The following is a 23,796-nucleotide window of genomic DNA, read 5'->3' on the forward strand; positions in this document are numbered from 1 at the left end:
CCATAGGGGATTCTTCGTATGAAATTTAAGGTTGCAACGTACCGCAACCATTTGAATAAAAAAGTTATGCAAGTTATACTTTGATGAGAAAAACGGACCCGCTTATCCTTTAACAGATCCGTCCTTTATAAGGTACGGATCTTATTTTTCGTAGGCATAAATTCATTCAGATATGGAGGCGTAACCTTGCAGCTAATCAATCAATCCGAAATACAAGAGAGGATCGACCTGCTTAAAGATCAGGATCTATATATCCATCTTGAGATGACAACGGGAGCATACGCTGCCCATTTCGATAGTACAAAGCATCCGGCTGCTACTTTCATTACCAATGCTGTGATCCGATATTCCCATGGTTCAATTTCCGGAAATGGACCTTATCGGGTCGGCTTAAAAATGTTACAGGGCTGGGTGTACTCCGAAGGACTAACTCACTATGAAGAGAGTGAGACAGAAAGACTGATTCTGGCCGGGCATGACAGCCAAGGCAAACTGGTCGTATCTTTACAATTAAGCCGGGAGCCGTTCTAATGGTAGAGGAGATGAAGAGTTCAGTGGAAAGTCATATTCTAGTTATATTACCGCATCCGGATGATGAGGCTTTCGGTATTTCTGGAACGCTTGCCAAGCATGTGCAAAACGGCACCCAAGTTACCTACGCTTGTCTGACACTTGGAGAAATGGGACGGAATATGGGCGTTCCTCCATTCGCGAATCGGGTAACCCTCCCAGAGATACGCAAAAAGGAGCTGGAAGAATCCTGCCGAGCGATTGGAATACAGGATTTGAGAATGCTTGGTTTCCACGATAAGACGATTGAATTTGAGGATCAAGATCTGCTTGATGGCCATATTAATGCGCTTCTGAAGGAGCTTAACCCCTCAGTGATCATTACGTTCTATCCGGGGTACAGTGTTCATCCCGATCATGATGCCACCGGAGCTGCAGTGATTCGAACCGTTGGAAGAATGCCTAAGGCAGAGAGACCTCCTGTTCACTGTATAGCTTTTGCCAATAATATTGAAGAGATTGGGAAGCCTAAGGTTCTCAATGATGTGAGAGATTTCCTGAAGCAAAAGATGGCGTCCATTCAGGCGCATAAATCTCAGTTCCAAGCTGCTGAGCTGTTAGGTAGCAAACCGCTCGAGGATAAAGAAATCCAAGATCGTTTTGGAACAGAACATTTCTGGATCTATCCATTTGAATGATACTAAGTCCGAGCTAATACGCTCGGACTTTTTCTTTGTGGTACATTGCTTTATTTTCTTATATGAGGCATGAATATCTGTGTCTTTTTTCAAATATATGGTAAGGTTTAGGGGGTTGATCAACCAAACCGGTTTCGTCAGGCCAGGAGGTGTATTCGCTTGAAAAAATCATACTTCATTCTTTGTGGAATAATCATTCTTTCGCTGTTATTTACTGCATGTAGCAAGGATAGACCTAAGTATGCTGAGCTTTTCACACATGTGGAAGAGCATCGGGCTGTGTTCATGCAGCCGCGTGAAGAAGGGCTTGCTGCTTTGCAAATTGCGGATGCTGTGGGTGAATACGATACAACCTTGGGTACAATCATGCAGGATGATGTCTTAACCGTTAATCAAATGGAGTTCATACAGCAGATAGTGGTAGATGTTAAGACCAATAAAATCATAGGTTACCGGGTAGGAACAGTTTTCCCCAGATCGGAAAGCGGCTATCAAGATGTAAGAGAGCTGGTACGTGCTTTTTTGGACCAATATAAACCTGCGGAAGAAGAAGAGGCTGGCAAAGTCGAAGAATCGATCCTAACGATTGACAGGATGGCTCTTCCGCTAAAGCCATTAACAGGCTCTATCGAAGAATCATGGTCATACGGCAAGGGCGAGGATAAATTGTATATAACCTACAGGATGTCGAACAGTTTTCAAAGTGATGATGAATTGCCGTTGAACCTATATTTCAGCTATGAGGGGAAGTAAGGAACGAAGAGACAAGATGTGATTTACAAAAAAATACACAAAGATTATGATATTTCTACACGTGATTATATCCTTTTTTTTCCTGTACTCTTGTTTGGACTAAATAATTGGAGGATCAAATGAAAAAGCACGACAAAATCATTTCCTTCATCTTCATACTTTTTATGATGGTGACGGCTACTTACTGGGCAATTAAGACTGATACTTGGACCGTGATGGGCACCCTTGCATCCGTGATCTGTTTCGTACTTTTTGTATTATTGGGGCTTCGCACGATCCCTGTTTTGACAGCATTTGTGCTGGCGAATCCGGCCCTTGAAGTGACTCGGGAAAGTAAAGAGCGGGATAGAAGGCAGGCCTGGCTACGTATTATCGGCTGGATATTGGCGAGTCGTATCTTGCTTATGCTCATCGGTTATGGATTTTTGATTATACAGAATGGTTATTCAGGGGGGATGTTTAGCAAAATAGCCGACACCTGGCATATATTCGGGATCGACGCTTCACATTATTTGGGTATTGCTGAGAACTGGTATCAGACGGAGGGAGATCCGAGGTACCATATTGTGTTTTTTCCTTTTTTTCCAAATCTAATCAAAGTAGTTCAGGTATTCGTAGGGAACTATCTTGTTGCTGGATTCATCGTTTCAAATATCTCTTCCATTGTCGCCGCTTTGGTCGCTTATGAACTTGCTGCACTAGACATGCATCGAAAGAATGCCATGCGAGTCGTGAAGTATATTTTCATATTCCCGGCTGCGTTCTTTTTCTTCATTCCAATGACTGAAGCGCTATTTTTGGCTTTATCTTTGATGTGTTTATATTTTGTGCGAAAAAAAGAATGGCTTATCGGATGCTTATGCGGTGCACTTGCAGCGTATACACGTTCTCCGGGGGTGCTTCTGATTGTACCGGTTGCGATTGAATTTGGACGGGATCTGATAGGTAACTATAAATTATTAAACAAAAAAATGTTTATACATAGAATCACTACCGCCGTCGGCTGCCTCGCTATTATATCAGTAGGTTTACTGGCTTATCTGTATATCAATTACTACGTGACGGGAAATGCGTTTCAGTTCAGTATTTACCAGAGGGAGCATTGGTCTCAGCGGTTTTATCTCTTTTTTGATACCGTAAGATATCAGATGGAATACGCTGTGGGCACATTTAAGAGCGGAGATCATCGTTCTTTCCTTGGGATGTGGCTGCCCAATTTAGTCGCTATATTCTCAGCACTAATTATCATGTTCATGGGTGCGAAAAAGATACGACCTTCATACACCGCCTATTTCATCGTGTATTTTGCGTTCGTAGTGGGAGCTACCTGGCTGCTGTCAGCCCCGCGGTATTTGCTTGTTGCTTTTCCACTAGCTTTTGCTGCTGTCGCGCTCACGGAAGAGAAATCAAAGGATGCTATCCTTACTGTAGTTTCTGTTGCGGGGAGTCTTTTGTATTTAGCGATGTTTGTGGCAGGATATCCAGTGTATTGATGAATCATGTTAAAATAGGAGGAACGCTTAAACGCGTTCTTCTTTTTGTTGCGAATAACCTTATAGAAACGATGGTGGGTATGAAGATTGAGTACGACAATCAGCTGATCGAGTTTAATGTTCAATATGGAAATGGCAAGAAAATCTCCATTCATATAGATTCTTCAGGGCGTATAACGCTCAAAGTTCCCAAGAAAACAAGTGAAGAGACGATCAAAAACGTGGTAGAGCGTAATGGGAAATTAATAGTGGAGAAGCTGAATAGCATTGCGGCGATGGCAGCGGAAAGCCCTAAGACCGGAGAGTATGAAGACGAGGGTAAGTTCCTGTATCTAGGCAAATATTATTCGCTACAAGAGCTGATAGAGACAGGAGATTTAAATGAGGCAGAACTTAAACTTAAACTGAAGAAATTCTATTTCGCAAGCTGTAAGAAGATTGTAGGCGAACGGATCAATAAATATCAGGCACAGCTTAGAGTAAAGCCTAAGACGATTGACATTGTTGAATCTAGAACCAAGTGGGGAAGCTGTAGCTCGGATAAAAAGCTAACCTTTAACTATCGCCTAGCGATGGCTCCAGTGGAAGTTATCGATTATGTAATCATCCATGAACTGTGTCATTTGCTTCATATGAATCATGATCGCTCCTTTTGGCGGCGTGTTGGCAGCCTCATGCCTGATTATAAGGAGAAGGAAGAGTATTTAGCTAGATATGGGCGTGCTATGACGCTGTGATAATAAGGGTGTAATTCAGATAGCCCATTTTCTGGTGAATAAAAGGAAGATAAGAGGTAAAACTATGTTCACTAATTGAACTGGTAAAAATTAAAATGCGGAGGTAAATGATGACACAGAATAAAGGAAATACACAACGCCAGATTCGAGCTTCAATTCTTTGTTTGATCTGTGCCTGCACTGTCCTATTAAGTGGCTGTTCTAAAGCTGCCAATGAAACCACACCAGTAACAACTGAGGCGCCTACAACAGAAGCCACTGCACCTGCAGCTACAAACCATGCAACAGAACAACCCAATACTTCGTCCGGTACAAATACAGAGGGAATTCCGGCGGGTGTTAGCGTTCAGAGAGTGATTAAGGAAGTCACTTTAAAGGATGGCTATCATAAAAAAATTGAGCTGCTGACAGACGGCGGCAAGCGGGTTACCATTGCGGATTCGACTCAAAAGATTGTTTTGCAGCAGATTGAATATGATGGGAAGATTAGCACAGTTAATGGTAAACAGGTTACCGTTAAAGTCGAAGGTGGGGGAGAGCAGACCATAACCATTCCCGATCATGTAGTGATCGATGATGAGGACAAGCTTGGATGGATGCCAGGTGTTGAAATCGAGTGGACAGTGAATGCCGAGGGGCAAATCGAAAGTGTTGAACTGGAGGATTAAAGAGATACCGAGGGGGCTGGCTGGATGAGATTTCTAATCGTATTTGGCAGTATAGTGGTTCCCATCGCCATGCTAATGATACAACGGAAATGGATAAAGTGGCGTATTGCTTTCAATGTAGCTTCTGTGTTGTCTACGCTTATCCTAGGTAATATTTCTGCCCTAGCCATATATGAAATATTAAGAGATAACACGGTATTTATGACCTCGATTCACGCGATTTTTCTGAATCCGATGTTTCTTTTGACAGGAGCCTATCTTGGAGTATATCTGGTCTATCGTTTGTTGTTGATGACGTATGAAGAGGTTTATGTATGATTTAATTAAAAATTCTTTAATCAGCGTGTCGCTAAGTGTGCATTTTTAGAAGCATTTGGCTCCACTGAGAAAGTTTTAAATCAAGTATGGGGTGCACTAATTCAAAGCCATTGATCGATGCTATCAAGGTCGGAATTCATTGGAAGTGGATGGACCTATTTGGCATTCCAGCTTCCGTTTCGTAAAGAGTTCTATAGCGCAGAAAGATCCAAGTGGTTATAGCGATTTTGAAAAACTTAGTACTGTTGCTATAGTGTACAACGAAAAGGCAAAGACTCAAATTATTATACATTTAAGGACGATACTTGTGAGGTATATATTTACATAAATCATCAGAATTACATTATCGGTGTGAAGATTGTCTTTATAAAGGTCTTCAGAGTTCTAAGGGTATTGAGAACAAAAGTCCATCAACTATAAGATGGACTTTTGTTCTTTTCAAAAAGTATAGTTACAATTCACCCTTTACTATGCTTGGAAAAGTATATTTCAACAGGTCCGTTTTTAAATCGACGTATTACTACTGACTTCTACTCTTTCAATAGATATTTCATTGTTTTCTATTTGTATTTGATACTCAACAATTTCTCCTTTATTAAATACTTCACTAAATTCTTTACTTACCGAGTAGTTTCCTTTCGGATTGAGTGTAATTTTAAACAAACACTTTCCGTTTTTCACTCGGAACTTCGCTACCTTTCCAAAAGTAATATTACTATCAATCAAAGATTCAATTAGAGTGTCATCTCCTTCTTCAACAGTAACAACTACACTTTTTAAATTTAACGGGCTGTTATTAGTAATCATCAGATTATATTCCTCATCATCTGCTACATTAGTATCATTTATTACATCTGAGCTATTTCTTTCGCAACCCGTCAAAAAGACTATAAACAATATGAATAGTAATAACCATTTTTTTTCAGTCAATATGCTCGCCTCTCAATTTTATAATTTATTGTGCTGTCAAAAAATTCAAAAAAGATATTGGCTCAAAAGGGGCTAAACTTAGTTCTTTTTTATCAAAAAGAAGCTTTATTTCTGGTTGAAAAACTATGTTTCCCTTTTTCTTTAGAATATAAGTACATTTTATTCCATATACTTTTATTTCGCTTAATTTTTTTTCATCTATTTTATTCTTGTATTCTTTCTTAATTTGTTCCTCTGTATATTCATCACGATTAACTTCTACATTAATTATTTCAATAAACTCCTTTACATCTTCAGGATAAATCAATTCCGCATGTATATCACTAGTAATAATATGATTTGAATCTAAAATTTTATATGAGTAAGAATACTCTTGTTCTAGTGCAAAATATCTTTCTTTAAATTTGATGCTGATCCAAATAACAGTAAAGAAGAATCACTATTTTCTGAATCTTCTAAATTAATAGTATAGATCCCGACTGCTTGGTTAAATTCTAGCCTATTTAGGATATTACTTGTCACTCCATTTCCAGTTATACAAATGAAAAAATGGGAGTGAATAGTAAGTATCCACACCCATTTTTTAGTTAAACTAAATCATAACCCATTTTCTGGGGTAATGACGTATCTTTGATATAACACCTATAAGGCTAATGCAACCTGTTGTAATGCGTAATATTGGTCATATGCCTGAGTAAAAGCACTACCTGGATATTTAACGCCTGACGTAGTGATATCATACGTATATTGATCCTGGGAATACCTTAAAACAATTCTCCCTCTGTAGCCTTTAGTAGTTGGGTAGGAGATAGTTTGTGTCGTTGTGAATGCAGCACTTGTGCCGACTGCTGCTGAGATATTGGTCTTCAAAAACTTTAAGTCTACCGCAGCTACAAGCTATAATTCCTTTTGGATGACATCGTAGATCTTTCTCATTTAAGAGATAAGGACTTTCTTGTATATGATTCGGAAGAAGATACAGCGGGCATTTTTTTAGAGGAACTTGGGTATTGGAGCGGTGAGATTCGCAAGGATTTTCGAGTCTGTTTGTGTACCGGATTTCAGCTAGTACTTTAAAAATAGGGGTACCCCCTTAATAGGGTACCCCTATTCATGTTGATAACAGAAAGGTTATGAAGACTTTCCTACAACGTTTGTTCCACTTTTCGTGATTTTGTACGTAATAATTTCGCCATTCCAGAAGTGGAATTTAAGAGTCACTTCTCCGTCTTTCACATCTTTAAAGAACGCTGGAAGCAGCTTGATTTCTTTCGTGTTATAAGAGGGTGAGAAAGTATTGCCGAACTCCTTGAATGGAGTCCAGTCTTGAGGGCCTGCATTGCCACCAGCAGTATAGACAGCCTCCATCGTGGCAAGCTGATTACCGTTAAAGGTAGTCGGAATAGCAAACGATTCGGTCGTCCCTTTAGCATCGCTTAATTTGATAGTGTCATTCACGATGACCTTTAGTCTCCACGCAACGCCTTTGTTGAATTTCAGCGTTAACACGGCATTTTCGCCGTATTTTTGAGAAGCTGTGAGTTTTTTGAGTTGGCTGGCTTTGAGTGTGAGCTCCTCGCCATTCAAAGTGTAATCTTTGCCCTTGGTTAAATGTTTCCCATTTGCACTAATTGTAGTTAGCTTATTGCCGTTTAGGTTCAGCTTCACCTTGGTGTCTTTGATCGTTGCACCTTTTTTTAGATAGACCAAATCGCTTTCGGTGCTGGAGGAACGTTCCTTCAGACCAGACATTAACACGCCCTGCAGCACGGAATCGGACCACTTATACGTTTTGCGGTTGAAATGTTGCCCATTATCCCAGAGCATGGAGGTCATTTTCTTTTCTTTTAAATAATAGGTAAGGTACTCGAAGAATTTCAGCTTCTCGCCTTGTTCAATCACACCTGTATCTTTATCGAATCCTAGCAGTCCAAACTCACCAACGATGACAGGGATTCCTTTGGCTACGAATGTATTGTAAACGTTATTAAAAGTTTGGGTGATATCGTTTTTTGTATCTTTTTCAAACGTGGTGTAACCAGCGATATTCACACTGAACGGCCAGAAGCCATAGTAGTGAACGGTCGCGATTATGTTCGGATCGTTAAGAGCTGTAATCGTCTTGTAGAGCTGATCCATTCTAGGTTGGGTAGGAGAAGTCTCTAATGAAGGGAGCACTAGCGGACGTAAATCATTCTTTCCACCAGAACTTCGAACGATTTGATGGAAGGAGGTGTTGAGCTCTGTAAGCATCTGCTCCATCTTCGCTTCATCCGTACTTCCACCATCCGTGAAACGAGGTTCATTAATGCTTTCGAACATCAGCTTATCGGATTTATCCTTGAAGCGGTCTGCAATTTGAGTCCATGCTGCGTTATAACGCGCCAGCGTCTCATCATGCTTCTCTTCCATATGACTTACCCATAGCCAGGAGTCGTGATGGACGTTAATCATTACATATAGCTTGGCGTCTAGCGCCCAGCTGACAACTTCTTCGACACGGTCGAGGTAAGCTTTTTCAATGGTATAGTTCGGTGCTTCGCCTATATGTGAATCCCAAGTGATAGGAATTCGGATGCTTTTGTAGCCTTGGGCGGCGATTTTCTTAATCAGTTCTTGGGTTACACGCGGATTGCCCCAGGAGGTTTCATCCTCACCTGTAGCATCTAGAGTATTGCCGAGGTTCCATCCGGGCTGCATATCATCTACATAGGATTGGATCTTACTCTTTGGCGCTGCCTTAGCTTGTTGCTCGTCCTTAGTAGCAGCGGCGGCAATGGATGAGAACAGTGAAAGCAGAAGAGCGGTGACAAGGGTCAATGATAAGAAGGATTTCTGGAATCGAGTAGTCATTGAATTCTCCTTTGTGAGATCATTTTTGAAGATGCTTTAACCTGACCTTTCCCCAATACTTTGGTGCTTAGATGAACACGAACACCTCCAGTTCTTTTGTTGTAAACGCTTACCAAATACCCTAACATAGAACATTTGTAGTGAGTACCTTACTAATTTGTGGTAAATTCATATATGAATTAGTGATTTGCAGTGATTCCAAAGTCATGGAGGGCAATCCAGTGAGCAGATTTCATTACATAGGCTCGGCTACCGAGCTTCCGTTAGGAGAAAGAGGCAGTGTACTGTCAGCAAAGACATATAATGAAGTAAAAAATTCCCCAGAGTATAACAAACAAAGGGAGGTTCTGCGCCTGCAAGGCATAATCCCTTTGGATGACATCGCAGATCTATCCCATTTAAGAGATGAGGACTGTCTTGTATATGACTCGGAAGAAGATGCAGCGGGTATTTTTATAGAGGAACTTGGGTACTGGAACAATGAGATTCGCAAGCATTTTTGGAGTCCATATGTCTACCGAATTTCACCGAATTGGGGCGGCTTCTCTGTATCCCCTAAGCTAAAAGATACTCTTCCGGGATCGTATAACGCCTCACTCAAGTGTTGTCGGGAGTTATTTAAACTTATGACAGATTATGGGGTATCTGGTGCCGAGTTTGAGCTTTATACATGCTGGGCTGAGGAAGAAGGGCTCCCACGTAATAAAAAGTATGATCGAATCTTTGATTTGGCCTCTTTGTCACTGGAGGATGGCTTTGAGTTGAGAGAAAAAGAGTATATTGTGGTTAAAATGATTTGATATTCAATAGGATTATCGCTAACTACTCGTTATACAAAAAACAAATATAACATGACAAAAACATGTATATTAGATATGATGAAGCATGAAAAAATTAATATTAGCAATAGGTGCCAATTATGAATGTTTCGGAAACATAATCATAGATTGGTTAAATGGAAAGCGGGTGTGAATCCCGCGCGGTCCCGCCGCTGTGAAAGAGGAGTCCTTGCAAGGTACCACTGGGAAACTGGGAAGGTAGCAAGGGTGATGATACTTGAGCCAGAATATCTGCCTGTTTCTGTTACACCATTAAACTCTACGAGCGATAGAGAGGTGTTTGATATAGTATATGCCTGCTATTATTGCGGTTCACTATCTTAAACCTCTCGACGTTATGTTGAGTGGTTTTTTGTAATGTTAAGAAAGTTTATTCTGTTTTTTATCATAGGAAAAGAAGGGAAGGGTTATGGAAACATGAAGAAAAATAAGTTTTTAGCTTGGTTACTTATTGTAGCTGTATTTATCACGACGTTCTCTACAAGCGTAATCCCGGCTCATGCGAATGAAGCAAGCTCTACACTTAAAGGGTATGTAACTGTATCCGTAGAGAAGTTCACATTGGGTCAAGGTTATATTAAGGAACCTATTAAAGTTCCATTCTACGAAGGGGACAATGGCGCATCACTAATAACACGTGCGCTAGGAGAAGGTAATTATAGAAACTTTGGAAGTATAGCTAGTAGTTTTTATTTATCTGAAGTTAAAGATAGTGGCAGAAGTGAAGTCAATATACCGCAATATATTTTAGATATGATTTCAGCCGATGGGAATACAGTCGGAACTAAAGCAGACCAAGAGTGGCTAAGTCAGTTTGACTACACTCACATGTCGGGTTGGATGTATGCCGTAAATAATGAATTTCCTCCGTTCGGGATGTCTGATTATCACCCTCAAGACGGTGACATCATCCGAACACAGTTCACCACTTATGGCTATAGTTCTGATCTTGGTGGCTGGGGAGAACCTCCATTTCCATTTGCCAATAAGGATGCATTAACTGCGAAAATCGCAGAAATTAACAGTGATCCGAATAAAGAAAGTATTTTGGGCAAAACAGTAGTACAAAAAGCAGTTTACCAAGCTTATTCAGTGCTAGAAAATATGGAAAGCTCTCAAGTAAGTGTAGATCATGCGCTGGTCGGGCTTACCAATTCTTTAGATATAGAGCCACCTATTATTACTGTAAGTGGTTTGCAGGATAAACAGGAAGTATCCGATAAAGATTTAAGTTTCAGAGTAGCTGTCACAGATAATGTATATGACGGTATCATTCCAGTAGTGAAACTAAATGGAGTCGTTTTATCTGCTACAAATGGTGAGTATAAGGTTTCTCTTAACCCAGGTGGTAATGTAATCACTGTAACGGCAGTAGACGGAGCAGAAAATAGAGCAACACAAACTTATCAAATTACCTACAAAATAAATGCTACAACTGGAGTCAAACAACAGTTAGATAAGAGCCTTGCTTATATTCTAAACACCGTAAAGAACCCGTCATTTGGAACAGGTAGCGGAGAATGGTCCATTCTTTCTCTAGCACAGGCCTACTATGAAGTACCAAATGGTTATTACGATCTCTATTACAACAATGTAGCTAAGAGAGTAAAAGAATTAATGAAGGATGGAAAACTCGATGCTACTAAAAGCACAGAGCATTCCAGAGCGATTCTAGGACTTACCTCTATCGGAAAAGATATCACGAATGTTGCTGGTTATGATCTCATCAATGCACTCGCTGATTATCAATATGTTAAGAAACAAGGGAATAATGGTCCCATATTTGCTCTGATTGCACTAGATAGTCATAACTACGACATCCCGGTATTATTCCCTAATCCTGATGAAAAGGGAGTAATATACCAAAGCACAAGAGAAAATCTGGTTCAGTACATCTTGGATAAAGAGGTTAAAAAAGGTGCAGCAGATGCCGGTGGCTGGGCTTTAGGAGTAACCAAAGCCGACGTTGATATGACCGCGATGGCGATGCAAGCACTTGCGCCTTATTACGCAACTAATCCAAATGTAAAAGCTGCTGTGGATCGGGCGATCAATTGGTTATCGAGTACGCAAAATGATCAAGGTGGATTTACAAGCTGGGGAAGCACAAGCAGCGAAAGTATCTCGCAGGTAATAGTAGCCTTAACTGGCGTAGGCATAGATCCACACAGTGACCCTAGGTTTGTGAAAAAAGGAAATTCGCTTATTGATGCGTTGCTTACCTTCGCTGGACCGGATGGCGGATTTAAGCATATTCTAACCGGAAAAGTAGATGGAATGGCTACGGATCAAGGTACGTATGCACTAGTTGCTTACGATCGTCTGATCAATCATAAGAACCGTCTATTTGATATGAGCGATGTAGTAATTAAGCAACCAGAGGAAACGAAAGAAATAGAAGTACAGTTACCCTCGGGAGATAAACCCAAAGTTGTCATTTTTCAAAATAATAATAATTATATTCTTCCGATAAATTCAGGGGATAGCAACAAAGAAATTACAGTTGAAATCCCGAAATATAAGCAATCTACAGTAAGTGTTGATTTACCTAGTAATAGTAATCTGCCTAAGTTAGAGGTTACCAAAGGTGACGTATCTGTACTCATCCCTAAGGGTACACAGGTTACAGATGGAGATTCTTCTAAGGTTGAATTGATTTCACCTTTAACAGGTACAGAAGCTGCACTAAAAGATAGTCTGAATCAGATTATTTCCCAGGATAAGAAGCTGGAGAGCATTATTCAAGCTTTTTCCATGGGTGGTAGTGCAAGAGTAGAATTCAGTCAATTTATCACATTAACCTTTAAGGACCTTAAAGGAAAAGATGCAGCTTATATTCAAAACGGTACACCTCATGCGATTCAGAAATTTGCAAGTGACGACTTAGGTTTAGCGAGCGGCAAGGCTGAGTACGCATATGACGACGGTAATGATTTAATCGTAAAAACTAATCACTTCACCGATTACATTGCGTATTCCTCCAGTGCAGTACAAACACCTGGTGGTGACGGTAATGGTAACGGCGGTGGAGGAACCACTCCATCGAAGCCATATGTAACCTTATCCGTGGATAAGCTTACGATTAAGAAGGGATATGTTCTTCCATCTGTACAGGTAGAGCTACAATCTGGTGACACAGTGTGGTCTGTATTAGAAAGAGTGCTAGATAGCCGCGATATCGACTATAGATATTCTTGGAACAGTACATTTGGAAGTGTGTATGTAGAATCCATAGCTGGTGATGGAGAATTTGACCATGGCAGCGGTAGTGGATGGATGTATAATGTGAATGGAAAATATCCTAATTATGGTGCATCTTCATATAACCTAAGTGCTGGGGATAGAATTCAGTGGCGTTATACTACGAATTTGGGTGTGGATCTAAATGCAACTACAAGCCCTACTCCAACCACATCTGCCACTCCTAAACCAAGTGGAGTTCCAGGAGCGGGTGGAGGAACTAATCCAGAAGCCAACGTTGATCCAAATCCGAGTCCATCTCCAACAGCGACTCCTAATGACATTAAGCAAGTGTATAAAGACGCCGATAAGATCTCATCATGGGCGTTCTCAGCGATTGAAACAGCTACAGTAAAAGGGTACATCCAAGGTAACAATGGTCAAGTGAATCCGAAAGATCATATTACAAGAGCAGAGTTTACTAAGATCCTAGTGTCAGCGTTGGAACTGGATATCAAGAGTGACAAAGGCATTACCTACAAGGATGTTGCTCTCGGAGATTGGTTCTATCCATATGTGAATGCTGCTCATAAAGCAGGGTTAATTACAGGATTTAATAATGAGTTTAAGCCAAATGACAAGATTACTCGCGAGCAAATGGCAGCCATTATTGTCAGAGCTTTATCAATCCCGGCTACGAAGCCAGGTACAGCTATCAAAGACATTAATACCGTATCGGCGTGGGCAAAAGCAGATGTGGAAACCATTGTTGCCACCGGACTTATGTTAGGTGATAATAATCAATTTAAACCTAAAGAGCCTGTAACGAGAGAAATGGCAGCCGTTGTAGCAACTAGATCCCATGATTATAAGAGTGGGAACAAAGTGGTTAGTCCTATTATTCAGAACAAAGCCGTTACTCCATATATTCAGAACACAGCAGCCTTTTTGCAAAAAACAGTAACAAACCCGGTCATCGCCTCGGTTGGCGGGGATTGGACAGTGTTCGGGCTGGCACGTTCTGGGGTGAAGATTCCAGATAGTTATTACGCTAAGTACTATGCGAATGTAGAAGCAACCCTTAAAGAAAAAACTGGGAAGCTGCATAGCGTAAAATATACGGAATATGATAGAGTTATTTTGGCATTAACTTCAATCGGCAAAAATATTGATAAAGTGGCGGGTTATAACCTACTGGAACCGCTCGCGGATTTTGATACTGTAATCAAGCAAGGTATTAATGGACCTGTGTTTGCCTTGATCGCACTGGATAGTAATCATTACGACATTCCAGTGGTTAAGGATGTAAAGACGCAGACGACTAGAGAGATGCTCATCGATTTTATTTTGGGCAGAGAGATCAACGGTGGCGGATGGGCACTAGGCAGTAATGCTACTGAGGCCGATCCGGATATTACGGGGATGGTTATTCAAGGCTTAACCCCTTATTACAAAACGAATGCCAAAGTAACGGCTGCTGTAGATCGTGGAATTGCTTGGTTATCCAAAACACAAACAGCAGACGGTGGCTTTGCAAGCTGGGAGTCTACGAACTCCGAGAGCATTGCTCAGGTTATCGTAGCTTTAACTGGACTGGGTATAGATCCACATAAGGATTCCAGATTTATTAAAAATGGACGTTCAGCGGTAGATGCGTTACTTGGCTTTGCTGCACCTGAAGGTGGTTTTTATCACGTGAAGCAGGGTGGAGTAGGTAATGGAGGCGCGAAACCAGGAGAAGTAGATCTTATGGCTACGGATCAAGCGATGTATGCATTGGTTGCTTATGATCGGTTGGTTAAGGGACAGACAAATCTTTATGACATGACAGACGTTAAATAGAATTTTATTTAGAGAAATGAGCAAGGGTAGCGTGTATACCCTTGCTTATTATTTAAGGTGGGGAACTTAAGAAATGAACAAGAAAAAATGGCTAACAGCGATACTAATTATTGGTGTGTTGGCAATAGCCTTCTTTTGGGGCGGGAATTATCAGAAGAGCCCGAATAAGATTGCGAGTAACAGTGCGGGGTCACAAATTGTAGAAACAGACAACACTGCTTCCAATCAGAATGTTGATGTAGAGCCTACAGCCTCAAGTGATACCGAGACAACAGAGATAGCACCGTCAGCTACGCCTAGTGAAACAGCTAAGCCCGTTGAAACGGTACAACCAACAGAAGCAGTGATGCCAACTGAAACTGCAATATCAACAGAAAGTATAACATCAACAGAAGTTGTAAAGCCGACCGAAACATCAAAACCGGCTACAAAGGCACAACCGACAGCAACACCGAAAGCGGCTAAAACGTCCGTGCCGGAAACGAAAGCGACGGCAAAACCCGTAACCAAACCAGATTCAAAAGTAGCGACAACAGAAACCAAGCAGGAACCGAAAAAGGATAAATTCCTTACCGATCCAGTGCCGAGCGGGAAACCTAAGCCTGTGGAATGGCAAGATGCAACGGTAGATAAGAAGAAGCAATTAACGGCTACTTTATCCGTGTCGGCAGCAACGATTTTAGATAATATGGATATTTTCAATAAGGATAAGGTTGAAGTATTGCCGGCAGATGGTATCATTTATAAAGCGCAGAAGGTAACCTTTTATGAAGGTGAGTCTGTGTTTGATGTTTTGCTAAGAGAGATGAAGAAGAATAAAATCCATATGGAATTTAGCATGACTCCGATCTATAACAGTAATTATATTGAGGGCATAAATAATCTGTATGAATTCGATGCTGGAGAGCTTAGTGGATGGATGTACCAGGTAAATGGCTGGTTCCCTAACTACGGAAGTAGTCGTTACGTTCTCAAAGATGGCGATGTCATTGATTGGGTATACACTTGTGATCTAGGTCGAGATGTAGGTGGTTATGTGGCCACAGGAGGAGCACAGAAATAATGAGGGATAGCTTTTCTACCTTTCATCCGTTTGTGAATTTTCTATATTTTGTCGTTGTATTGCTGTTTAGCATGGTGTTTATGCATCCGATATTTCAGGTGATTGCCCTTATTAGTGCAGTGGTCTACTCCTTTATGTTAAAAGGAAAGAAAGCCGTTCGATTTAATCTGCTGTACATGGTTCCTTTTCTACTGTTTATGGCGATTATGAACCCTGTTTTTAATCATCAAGGGGTAACGATCTTGTTCTATTTGAACAATGGAAATCCCATTACGAAGGAATCCATTCTTTATGGCGTAGCAGCGGCGTGCATGTTTGTGACGGTGATCATCTGGTTCTCCTGTTATAACGTCGTGATGACCTCGGATAAGTTTATTTATATATTCGGAAAAATACTGCCGGCACTGTCGTTGATTTTTTCGATGGTGCTTCGTTTTGTTCCTAGATATTTAGCACAAATCAAGGTGATTTCGAATGCTCAAAAATGTATCGGCCGGGATGTCACGCAGGGAAATCTCCTCGCGCGAGCGCGAAATGGGATAACGATCCTATCGATAATGACTACCTGGGCCCTGGAAAATGCGATTGAGACGGCGGATTCCATGAAGTCAAGAGGATATGGATTGCCTGGACGTACAAGCTTTTCGATCTTCCGTTTAGATGCCCGGGACAAAGTAGCACTTTTGATCATGACAGGCTTAATTGCGATGGTAGCCATCGGTGCAGCGATGGGTGAGAACACGATGAGATATTATCCGTCGATTAAAGCGAGCGCAATTACACCTTTTAGTATCCTTGTATATATCGCTTATTTTGCGCTATGTATGATCCCTGTGCTCATTAATATGGTGGAGGCAATGAAATGGAAATCTATCGAATCGAAGAACTAAGCTTTACTTTTCCTGAACAAGAGCAGATGGCTCTTTCGAATATTAATCTTACGATTGCAGGCGGAGACTTTATTACGATTTGTGGAAAGTCAGGCTGCGGCAAAAGCACTTTACTAAGACAGCTGAAAACAATCCTAACCCCACATGGCAAACGCCAAGGGGCGATTTATTATAAGGGTCAACCTGTAGAAGAGATCGATGGGCGGACACAAGCGGCGGAGATCGGTTATGTACTCCAAAGTCCGGACAATCAAATTGTGACAGACAAGGTGTGGCATGAGTTGGCCTTTGGCCTTGAAAGCTTAGGTTATGACAATTCTACGATTCGTTTGCGCGTGGCTGAGATGGCGAGCTTTTTCGGAATTCAGACCTGGTTCCATAAAAGTGTGACTGAGCTATCGGGCGGTCAGAAGCAACTGCTCAATTTAGCGGCGATAATGGCTATGCATCCTGCGGTTCTAATCCTTGACGAGCCAACCTCTCAGCTAGATCCTATCGCGGCTTCCGATTTTCTGGAGACGGTCAAAAAGATAAATCGCGAGCTTGGAACAACCGTTATCATGACCGAGCATCGTCTAGAGGATGTTCTTCCGCTTACAGATCGACTGATTGTGCTGAATGAGGGCGTCGTGATTGCCGATGATACCCCGCAAAAGGTGGGCGAGGCTTTAAGCAAGCTGAACCATCCGATGTTTCTGTCCATGCCTTCACCGATGCAGATTTACGCAGGAGTAGAGAATGACTTAGCGTGGCCTGTTACAGTGAAGGAAGGACGCCAATGGCTGGATGCTTTTCTAGAGGATAAGACACCTGCATCCATCGCAGAATCTCAGCCTAGCTCGAAAGTGGACGGCCCTGTAGTCATAAAGTTTAAGGATGTATGGTTTAAATATGATAAACATGGACCGGATATCATTAAAGATTTGTCTTTTGAAGTGAAACGGGGGCAATTCTACTGTATTGTTGGTGGAAATGGAACGGGTAAGACATCGACGCTGTCCCTGATGAGCGGCATCCTTCAGCCCTATCGAGGGAAGGCTCTAATCGGTGGGAAGAACCCGGCGAAGATGAATGCCAAAGAACTGTTTACTAACAATCTAGGCATCCTTCCGCAAAATCCGCAAACCTTATTTGTGAAGAAAACAGTTGAGTTAGATTTATACGAAATGTTATCCCAGCTCCCTTTAACGAAGGAAGAAAAGGTAGCTAAAGTTGAGGCCGTGGTGAAGTTCGCAGAACTGGAACATCTTCTCTCCATGCATCCGTATGATCTCAGTGGTGGAGAGCAGCAGCGGACGGCGCTGGCTAAGGTGCTTTTGTTAGAGCCGAAGATTCTACTGCTGGATGAACCAACTAAGGGACTGGATGGACCTTTTAAGGAGAAGCTTGCTTTATTCCTACAGAAGCTTAATGCTGAAGGTGTTACCATCGTAATGGTCTCGCATGACGTTGAGTTTTGTGCCAAATACGCAGAAGTTTGCGCCATGTTCTTTGATGGAAGTATTATCACTACGAATGAAGCGCAGAAGTTTTTTGCGGGAAACAGCTTCTATACGACTGCCGCCAACCGTATGGCGCGTCATGTATGGAGCGAGGGAGTAACGATAGAGGGTGTGATTGATTTATGTCAACGAAGCAGGTAACGGGTCGCCGGTTGAGTCGTCGAACTTTATTAGCGGGACTACTAATCTTTGTAGTTATTCCAGCTACAATTTTGTTAGGCATCTTCGTCCTAGACGATCGCAAATATTACTTTATTAGCCTCTTGATCGTCCTCTATACGATGATTCCTTTTGCGATGGTGTTCGAGAATCGAAAGCCGCAGGCGAGGGAATTGATCGTCATAGCGGTGTTAGCAGCTATTGCCGTGGCGGGTCGCGCAGCCTTTTTCATGTTGCCGCAGTTTAAGCCGGTGGTTGCCATTGTCATCATCGCAGGGGTGAGTTTGGGAGCTGAGGCAGGGTTTCTGGTGGGGGCTGTTGCAGGCTTCGTCTCCAATTTCTTCTTTGGGCAGGGACCTTGGACGCCATGGCAAATGTTCTGTTTTGGTATTATTGGCTTTCTGGCGGGCATTTTCTTCAAGAAGGGTCTGCTTAAAAAGACTAAGCTGTCTCTCTGTATATTCGGAGGGCTAGCGACGCTCTTGGTATACGGAGGCATTATCAATATAGGCTCGCTGATGATGTTCACTTCAGAGTTCTCATGGTCGGCTTTGATGACGACTTATGTTTCCGCCTTTTGGTTTGATATGGTGCATGCGATCTCTACGGTGGTGTTTTTGTTTTTTATTGCTAATCCTATGATTGAAAAGTTGGATCGGATAAAAACGAAGTATGGGTTGATTGAGCCTTAGGGTGTTTGTGCGGGGTGCTGGGTGCTGTGCGCTTTGCGCTGGCGGACGCTCCGAGAACGGACTGTTGTTACAATCGCTGTTGTCTCCAGATGTATTGATTTTACACTTAGTAGTGTACATCCGGAGACAAAGGCGAGCGCTCCGCTTTTCCACAATCAGTCCGTTCTCTCCGCTGCTTTCAGCGCGAACCCCAAAACACAAACCCAAAACCGAAGAAAGGCTCAAAGTCCCCTCTTCGGTTTTTAGCCGAAGGGGGGGCGGTAGTACCTAGTGGCTGGAGCTTTGGCCACTATAACATATTACAATCGGTATGGAATTCTAGTAGCGATGCTCCTAGATCTAACCTTAAAAAAACAGGCGATGCTCCGGTATACCGGTATCGCCTGTTTTTTGATTCTATGATTCTCGCTTATTCTCTTACGCTATCGATAGGCGCTGAGTTATCTTCAAAGGGCTTATGGCTCTTCCGGCTTGGAGCAGACGGAGAGGCGGGTAACCTTACGATAATCGTCGTTCCTTCTCCAACTGCACCGTCCAGCTCTATGCTTCCCTGATGCAGGGAGATGATTTTTTTAACGATCGCGAGTCCCAGACCATTGCCATTGTTGTTTCCACTCCGCGACTTGTCTATTTTATAAAACCTTTGGAATACAGCGCTGAACTCTTCCGGGGAGATCCCGATCCCGTTATCGCTGATGGTGACGGATACTTTTGTTGCACTACTACCTAGACTGATGCGGATTTTCCCGCCTTCCGGTGTGAATTTGATGCTGTTGCTGAGCAAATTCATCCATACTTGCTTAAGCTGATCCTCATCACCCTTAATTTTGACAGCTTCCGGTAGCTCTAAATCGATAACAATGCCTTTGGCTGACCATTGGGGCTCACAGGTCACAACGATTGTTCTAATCTGCTCGTCAAGATTGAAGGGATTTACGCTATAGGGATGATGTTCAGAATCAAGGGAAGCGAGCTTCAGTAAATTATCACTTAGCCTCGACAGACGTTCACTCTCCGCGATGATGATATCAAGATATTCGCTGCGTTCCTCTTCCACGATTAAATCATGGTTCAGTAGCGCCTTGGCAAAGCCGGAAATAGACGTAAGCGGTGTCTGGATTTCATGAGAAACGTTGGACACGAAATCCTGCCTCATCTGTTCTAACTGCTTCAACTCTCCTGCCATCACCACATAGCTTTGTGTCAATTCTCCGATTTCGTCAACTCGGTTCACTTTAAGCTCCACCTCGAAATCACCCTTGGCCAGCCTTTTTGTCGCATTCGTCAGTGCTTTGATCGGCTCCACCAAATATCTGGCGGCAATAAGAATGCATACACTCCCCAGCAAAAGCACGAGCAAAAGCACAAAAAGCACCATCCGATTGACGATATTTTCGTTCTCAGCAGAATACTGCAAGAACATCGCGCGCCACTCCCCGTCCAACATAAAGGGCATCCCGATAAAGGTATCCTTATCTTCCGCGGAGGAACGGTAGAGCTTTCCTTGTAGTACTTGTTTGACAGCTTCAGGGGGGACAGTGACAGCTGGACTACCCTTGAGCCCATAAAAGGTATGTTCTCCGGCGTGATTGTACAGGTGGATAGGGTGTGCAGATACCTTAACCATACTATTCAGGAACTCGTCCGTATCCTTAGGTTTGGCGTCATCATAGCGGTGAATGATCTCTTTTCCCACTACGATCATTTCATTCTGTCCCTCGTAACTTATTTGTTTCTGAAAGACATACACTCCAATGAAAAAGGAACAGATTAGACTAAAGATAATGATGCCCAGAAACGTGAGAATGACGCGTACATACAATGTCTTGATCATAGCGTAGGGATCAGCCGGTATCCCAGGCCGCGGGCCGTTTCGATTTGGAACTGCTCGTCATTGTCGCTGAATTTCTCCCTCAAACGACTTATATGCACATCTACAGTTCGACCGTCTCCTTCATAATTCAATCCCCAGATTTGAAGGATCAACTGTTCTCTTGTGAAGATTTGCCCAGGGTGACTGGCCAGGAGAAACAAAAGCTCAAATTCCTTCAAAGGAATGGTGACCGGTTCTTCACCACGTGTGACCTGGAAAGTGCGGCGGTTGAGCACAACATTACCTAACTGCACAGACTGTGAAGAGACGACCAGCGAGCGTTTAAGCAAAGCTTTTACTCGCATCACCAGTTCAAGTGGATCAAATGGTTTCGTTAGATAGTCATCCGTACCGAGTTGAAAGCCTTTCACTTTGTGTGCAGATTCCGCTTTAGCCGTCACCATGAGGAGGGGGATGTTGGCATCAGAGCGCCTGATCTCTCTGCACAGATCCCAACCATTTAATCCGGGCATCATAATATCTAGAATGACGAGATCGACTCGCGAGTTCTCTATAATGGACAACGCTTTGGTACCATCCCTGGCTTCTTTGAGGTCAAAACCTTCCTTTCGCAAAAACAAAGACATTAGCTTTCGGATGTTATCATCATCATCAGCGATAAGTATAGTAGCCACGATTTTCCTCCTCTATTAAGCCTTCATTATATCTGATTTGTTCTTGGCAAGTATTGGCGTTATCCGAACTGCCAACCCAACAGGTTCCAATAGTAGAAAAACAGAGTCATCGCTACAGCCGAAAGCGCCACTAACGTATAATGCACACGCTTGAAAGCTGTCCAGTATTTATTCTTCCAAACCAGAATAGCCGAGATTAGCAGAGCTAGAGTCAGACCAACCAAAGTGACCGGCATAACTAAACTGAGAGAAAGCGAAAGACTGATCCCGCTGAGCTTCTGCATCGTGTCCATAGACATAATTACCATAAATATCGTGACGAAAGATAGCAGCGCCCAACCAGCAGTTCCCGCAGATAGTCGGATGGCCCATTTTTCCGAAGTCGTCATCGCCTTGATCTTGCGTCTGGAGAAGATTAGTCCAAGCAATGCAGTGATGAAAATCAACCCCGAGAACCCTAATATGATAAGCCAAAATTTATTCTGATCTAAGAGTGACGTACGCTCCAGCGGCATATCCGGTGCCATACCCAAAAGCATATGTGTAACCTTACCGGACTCATTCGTGCGGAAGGCTATTTGTTCGGTATCTCCCTCGAGTTGGAACAGATTCGGACCGACTTCTCTATACAACTGTTGTTCACTACCACTTCCCAAGGATAGCTTATTATCCTCAACCGAGACATTCAGCTGAACGAAAAAGTTGAAAAACTTATCAATATCACTGATGTTTCGACGTGTGAATTGATAGGCTCCAGCATATTTCTGAATAGATTCCGCAGAAGCGAATAATTCAGGCTGCTTCGCATCAGGAGCAGGGTAGTAGCGGTTGAAAAAGGCTTGGATGAGGCCTGCTGCGGAATCACCGCCCTCACCGCCATTGTAGGATACAAAGATGCCTACATGCTTGGCAGGCACAAGATATAATTCCGTATTAAACATGGGGTCAGAACCACCATGAGTGATCAGCGTGAGCCCATTGATTTGTTTCTCTGCGAACCCAAGATCCACTCCCGGCAGACGTTTATCAAATTGAAACGTCGTTGAATGCATTAGTTCTGCCGTCTCGGGTCTCAAAATCTGCTGGCCACCATATTTCCCGTTCTGCAGATGGGCGATCATGAAATGCGCCATATCTACTGCTGAAACTGTACCCGAGCCGGCAGGACGAAATCCACCTTCGAATGTAGGTGTGCCTGGAATAAAACTGCCGTTCTCGCTCTTGTACCCTACAACATTGTTGGGCATGAATGACTCCGGCAAAGGTTCTACTACAGTCGAATATTTCATGTCGAGCGGATCAAAAATATATTTCTTTATATAATCATTGTAAGGAACACCGCTAACTTCCTCTACAATTAGACCCGCGAGTGTAGCACCGTAGTTCGAATAAGAACTTATCTCTCCAGGTGTTCTTACTCTTGCCAACATATGCTTATTGAGTGTTTCCGAGATTGACCCCGGCAATTTGGCAGGGTCTGTAGTGATTTGATAACCAACTCCACCTTCTTCGAACCCTGCTGTATGTGTCATTAAATGGCGCATAGTGATAGGCTCAGGATAAGTAGCAGGGATCTTCACTGATTTCAGGTAGGTGTTAATATCCGTGTCTAGATCAATTTTTCCTTGCTCGACCAGTTGCATCACCGCTGTCCAGGTAAACAGTTTTGTCGTTGAAGCGATTCGAAACATGCTGGTTGTCGGGTCAACGGGTGCTGCCTTTTCCAGATTGGAACTGCCATAACCTTTGGCCAAAATAATCTTGTTGTCCTTTACGATCGAGATGACCGCTCCCGGAATTTGCAGCCGATTCATATCTTGTTCCATGATGCCATCAACAAAGGTAGTGAGACTCACGGTATCATCGAGACTGGCAGGGGCTTTAGTCTGAGTTATGGGTAGCACGGTTTGATCCGTCTTGGTCTCGGCCGATGCCTGGTTCCCAGGCAACACCAGGCTTGCGCCTAATCCGGCACTAATCACAGCCAATAGGGTTAGACTAGCGACCAGTCTTTTTTTCATAGATGTTAACATTATTATCCTCCGTATCATCATTTATTGGGATTGGATGATCATCCACCTAACGCTTATAGACATTATCAGAGTAGTGTGAATGGAACGTTAACAAGACTATAAAAAAACAGACTGCCATCCGCCGCCTT

Annotated in this window: 20 protein-coding genes and 1 riboswitch; of the genes, 13 read left to right on the forward strand and 7 right to left on the reverse strand. The window is 42.6% G+C overall.

Annotated elements, in window-relative coordinates; translation table 11 throughout:
• The first annotated feature begins 186 nt into the window (after positions 1 to 186).
• From UQ64_RS29550 to UQ64_RS29580, 7 genes are all read left to right on the forward strand, one after another.
• A complete protein-coding gene (locus tag UQ64_RS29550; RefSeq protein WP_060627000.1) occupies positions 187 to 531 on the forward strand; it encodes a YojF family protein in 345 nt (114 codons plus the stop codon).
• A 23-nt stretch (positions 532 to 554) separates the two neighbouring features.
• A complete protein-coding gene (gene bshB2, locus UQ64_RS29555) occupies positions 555 to 1,208 on the forward strand; it encodes a bacillithiol biosynthesis deacetylase BshB2 (protein WP_060627029.1) in 654 nt (217 codons plus the stop codon).
• 159 nt (positions 1,209 to 1,367) lie between these two features.
• Entirely contained in the window at positions 1,368 to 1,961 is a 594-nt protein-coding gene (locus UQ64_RS29560; RefSeq protein WP_060627001.1) for a hypothetical protein, read from the forward strand.
• Between the two features lie 119 nt (positions 1,962 to 2,080).
• Positions 2,081 to 3,454 carry a hypothetical protein gene (locus UQ64_RS29565; RefSeq protein ID WP_060627002.1) on the forward strand — a complete coding sequence of 458 codons (1,374 nt, stop codon included), beginning with the start codon at positions 2,081 to 2,083 and terminating at the stop codon, positions 3,452 to 3,454.
• 80 nt (positions 3,455 to 3,534) lie between these two features.
• Positions 3,535 to 4,191 carry a M48 family metallopeptidase gene (locus tag UQ64_RS29570; protein ID WP_060627030.1) on the forward strand — a complete coding sequence of 219 codons (657 nt, stop codon included), beginning with the start codon at positions 3,535 to 3,537 and terminating at the stop codon, positions 4,189 to 4,191.
• Positions 4,192 to 4,298: 107 nt separating this feature from the next.
• A complete protein-coding gene (locus UQ64_RS29575; RefSeq protein WP_156417721.1) occupies positions 4,299 to 4,859 on the forward strand; it encodes a hypothetical protein in 561 nt (186 codons plus the stop codon).
• A 24-nt stretch (positions 4,860 to 4,883) separates the two neighbouring features.
• A complete protein-coding gene (locus UQ64_RS29580) occupies positions 4,884 to 5,177 on the forward strand; it encodes a hypothetical protein (protein WP_060627004.1) in 294 nt (97 codons plus the stop codon).
• 504 nt (positions 5,178 to 5,681) lie between these two features.
• Here the strand turns inward: UQ64_RS29580 and UQ64_RS29585 are convergent.
• The 4 genes from UQ64_RS29585 to UQ64_RS29595 all read right to left on the reverse strand — a co-directional run bounded on the left by UQ64_RS29585 (position 5,682) and on the right by UQ64_RS29595 (position 8,960).
• A complete protein-coding gene (locus UQ64_RS29585) occupies positions 5,682 to 6,107 on the reverse strand; it encodes a hypothetical protein (RefSeq protein WP_060627005.1) in 426 nt (141 codons plus the stop codon).
• 25 nt (positions 6,108 to 6,132) lie between these two features.
• A complete protein-coding gene (locus UQ64_RS29590) occupies positions 6,133 to 6,414 on the reverse strand; it encodes a hypothetical protein (RefSeq protein WP_060627006.1) in 282 nt (93 codons plus the stop codon).
• Positions 6,415 to 6,749: 335 nt separating this feature from the next.
• Complete coding sequence (locus tag UQ64_RS31470; protein WP_167348538.1) at positions 6,750 to 6,977, reverse strand: hypothetical protein; 228 nt, start codon at positions 6,975 to 6,977, stop codon at positions 6,750 to 6,752.
• Between the two features lie 261 nt (positions 6,978 to 7,238).
• Positions 7,239 to 8,960, reverse strand: a complete 1,722-nt coding sequence (locus UQ64_RS29595; protein ID WP_060627007.1) for a cellulase family glycosylhydrolase — start codon at positions 8,958 to 8,960, stop codon at positions 7,239 to 7,241.
• Positions 8,961 to 9,181: 221 nt separating this feature from the next.
• On the opposite strand from UQ64_RS29595, the gene UQ64_RS29600 reads away from it, so the two are divergent.
• The 6 genes from UQ64_RS29600 to UQ64_RS29625 all read left to right on the forward strand — a co-directional run bounded on the left by UQ64_RS29600 (position 9,182) and on the right by UQ64_RS29625 (position 19,127).
• A complete protein-coding gene (locus UQ64_RS29600) occupies positions 9,182 to 9,760 on the forward strand; it encodes a hypothetical protein (protein ID WP_060627008.1) in 579 nt (192 codons plus the stop codon).
• Between the two features lie 91 nt (positions 9,761 to 9,851).
• A riboswitch (cobalamin riboswitch) is annotated at positions 9,852 to 10,052 on the forward strand.
• A 164-nt stretch (positions 10,053 to 10,216) separates the two neighbouring features.
• Positions 10,217 to 14,821 carry an S-layer homology domain-containing protein gene (locus UQ64_RS29605; protein ID WP_060627031.1) on the forward strand — a complete coding sequence of 1,535 codons (4,605 nt, stop codon included), beginning with the start codon at positions 10,217 to 10,219 and terminating at the stop codon, positions 14,819 to 14,821.
• A 73-nt stretch (positions 14,822 to 14,894) separates the two neighbouring features.
• Positions 14,895 to 15,884, forward strand: a complete 990-nt coding sequence (locus UQ64_RS29610; protein WP_060627009.1) for a DUF4430 domain-containing protein — start codon at positions 14,895 to 14,897, stop codon at positions 15,882 to 15,884.
• A complete protein-coding gene (locus tag UQ64_RS29615; protein ID WP_060627010.1) occupies positions 15,884 to 16,774 on the forward strand; it encodes an energy-coupling factor transporter transmembrane component T in 891 nt (296 codons plus the stop codon). Before UQ64_RS29610 ends, UQ64_RS29615 begins: the two co-directional genes overlap by 1 nt.
• Positions 16,747 to 18,417: an ABC transporter ATP-binding protein gene (locus UQ64_RS29620; protein WP_060627011.1), complete on the forward strand. Its 1,671-nt coding sequence runs from the start codon at positions 16,747 to 16,749 to the stop codon at positions 18,415 to 18,417. The genes UQ64_RS29615 and UQ64_RS29620 overlap by 28 nt, the downstream gene beginning before the upstream one ends.
• The gene (locus UQ64_RS29625) at positions 18,399 to 19,127 is read left to right on the forward strand and encodes an ECF transporter S component (protein WP_060627012.1); all 729 of its coding nucleotides are present in this window, start codon (positions 18,399 to 18,401) and stop codon (positions 19,125 to 19,127) included. Before UQ64_RS29620 ends, UQ64_RS29625 begins: the two co-directional genes overlap by 19 nt.
• 409 nt (positions 19,128 to 19,536) lie before the next feature.
• On the opposite strand, the gene UQ64_RS29630 is transcribed toward UQ64_RS29625, so the two are convergent.
• Genes UQ64_RS29630 through UQ64_RS29640 form a run of 3 tightly spaced genes read right to left on the reverse strand, consistent with a single transcriptional unit; the run spans position 19,537 to position 23,656 of the window.
• Positions 19,537 to 20,961 (reverse strand): HAMP domain-containing sensor histidine kinase, encoded by a 1,425-nt coding sequence (locus tag UQ64_RS29630; RefSeq protein WP_082651382.1) that lies wholly within the window; start codon positions 20,959 to 20,961, stop codon positions 19,537 to 19,539.
• A complete protein-coding gene (locus tag UQ64_RS29635; RefSeq protein ID WP_060627013.1) occupies positions 20,958 to 21,635 on the reverse strand; it encodes a response regulator transcription factor in 678 nt (225 codons plus the stop codon). The genes UQ64_RS29630 and UQ64_RS29635 overlap by 4 nt, the downstream gene beginning before the upstream one ends.
• Before the next feature lie 59 nt (positions 21,636 to 21,694).
• Entirely contained in the window at positions 21,695 to 23,656 is a 1,962-nt protein-coding gene (locus UQ64_RS29640) for a serine hydrolase domain-containing protein (RefSeq protein ID WP_082651387.1), read from the reverse strand.
• Positions 23,657 to 23,796: the final 140 nt, after the last annotated feature.

The organism is Paenibacillus etheri, from assembly GCF_001012825.1.
Taxonomy (GTDB): Bacteria; Bacillota; Bacilli; order Paenibacillales; family Paenibacillaceae; genus Paenibacillus_AQ; species Paenibacillus_AQ etheri.

Coding starts and splice junctions, on each gene's coding strand:
- UQ64_RS29565 (WP_060627002.1), top strand. CDS start 2,081: ATGAAAAAGCACGACAAAATCATTTCCTTCATCTTCATACTTTTTATG.
- UQ64_RS29570 (WP_060627030.1), top strand. CDS start 3,535: ATGAAGATTGAGTACGACAATCAGCTGATCGAGTTTAATGTTCAATAT.
- UQ64_RS29575 (WP_156417721.1), top strand. CDS start 4,299: ATGATGACACAGAATAAAGGAAATACACAACGCCAGATTCGAGCTTCA.
- UQ64_RS29580 (WP_060627004.1), top strand. CDS start 4,884: ATGAGATTTCTAATCGTATTTGGCAGTATAGTGGTTCCCATCGCCATG.
- UQ64_RS29595 (WP_060627007.1), bottom strand. CDS start 8,960: ATGACTACTCGATTCCAGAAATCCTTCTTATCATTGACCCTTGTCACC.
- UQ64_RS29605 (WP_060627031.1), top strand. CDS start 10,217: ATGAAGAAAAATAAGTTTTTAGCTTGGTTACTTATTGTAGCTGTATTT.
- UQ64_RS29610 (WP_060627009.1), top strand. CDS start 14,895: ATGAACAAGAAAAAATGGCTAACAGCGATACTAATTATTGGTGTGTTG.
- UQ64_RS29615 (WP_060627010.1), top strand. CDS start 15,884: ATGAGGGATAGCTTTTCTACCTTTCATCCGTTTGTGAATTTTCTATAT.
- UQ64_RS29620 (WP_060627011.1), top strand. CDS start 16,747: ATGGAAATCTATCGAATCGAAGAACTAAGCTTTACTTTTCCTGAACAA.
- UQ64_RS29625 (WP_060627012.1), top strand. CDS start 18,399: ATGTCAACGAAGCAGGTAACGGGTCGCCGGTTGAGTCGTCGAACTTTA.
- UQ64_RS29630 (WP_082651382.1), bottom strand. CDS start 20,961: ATGATCAAGACATTGTATGTACGCGTCATTCTCACGTTTCTGGGCATC.
- UQ64_RS29640 (WP_082651387.1), bottom strand. CDS start 23,656: ATGAAAAAAAGACTGGTCGCTAGTCTAACCCTATTGGCTGTGATTAGT.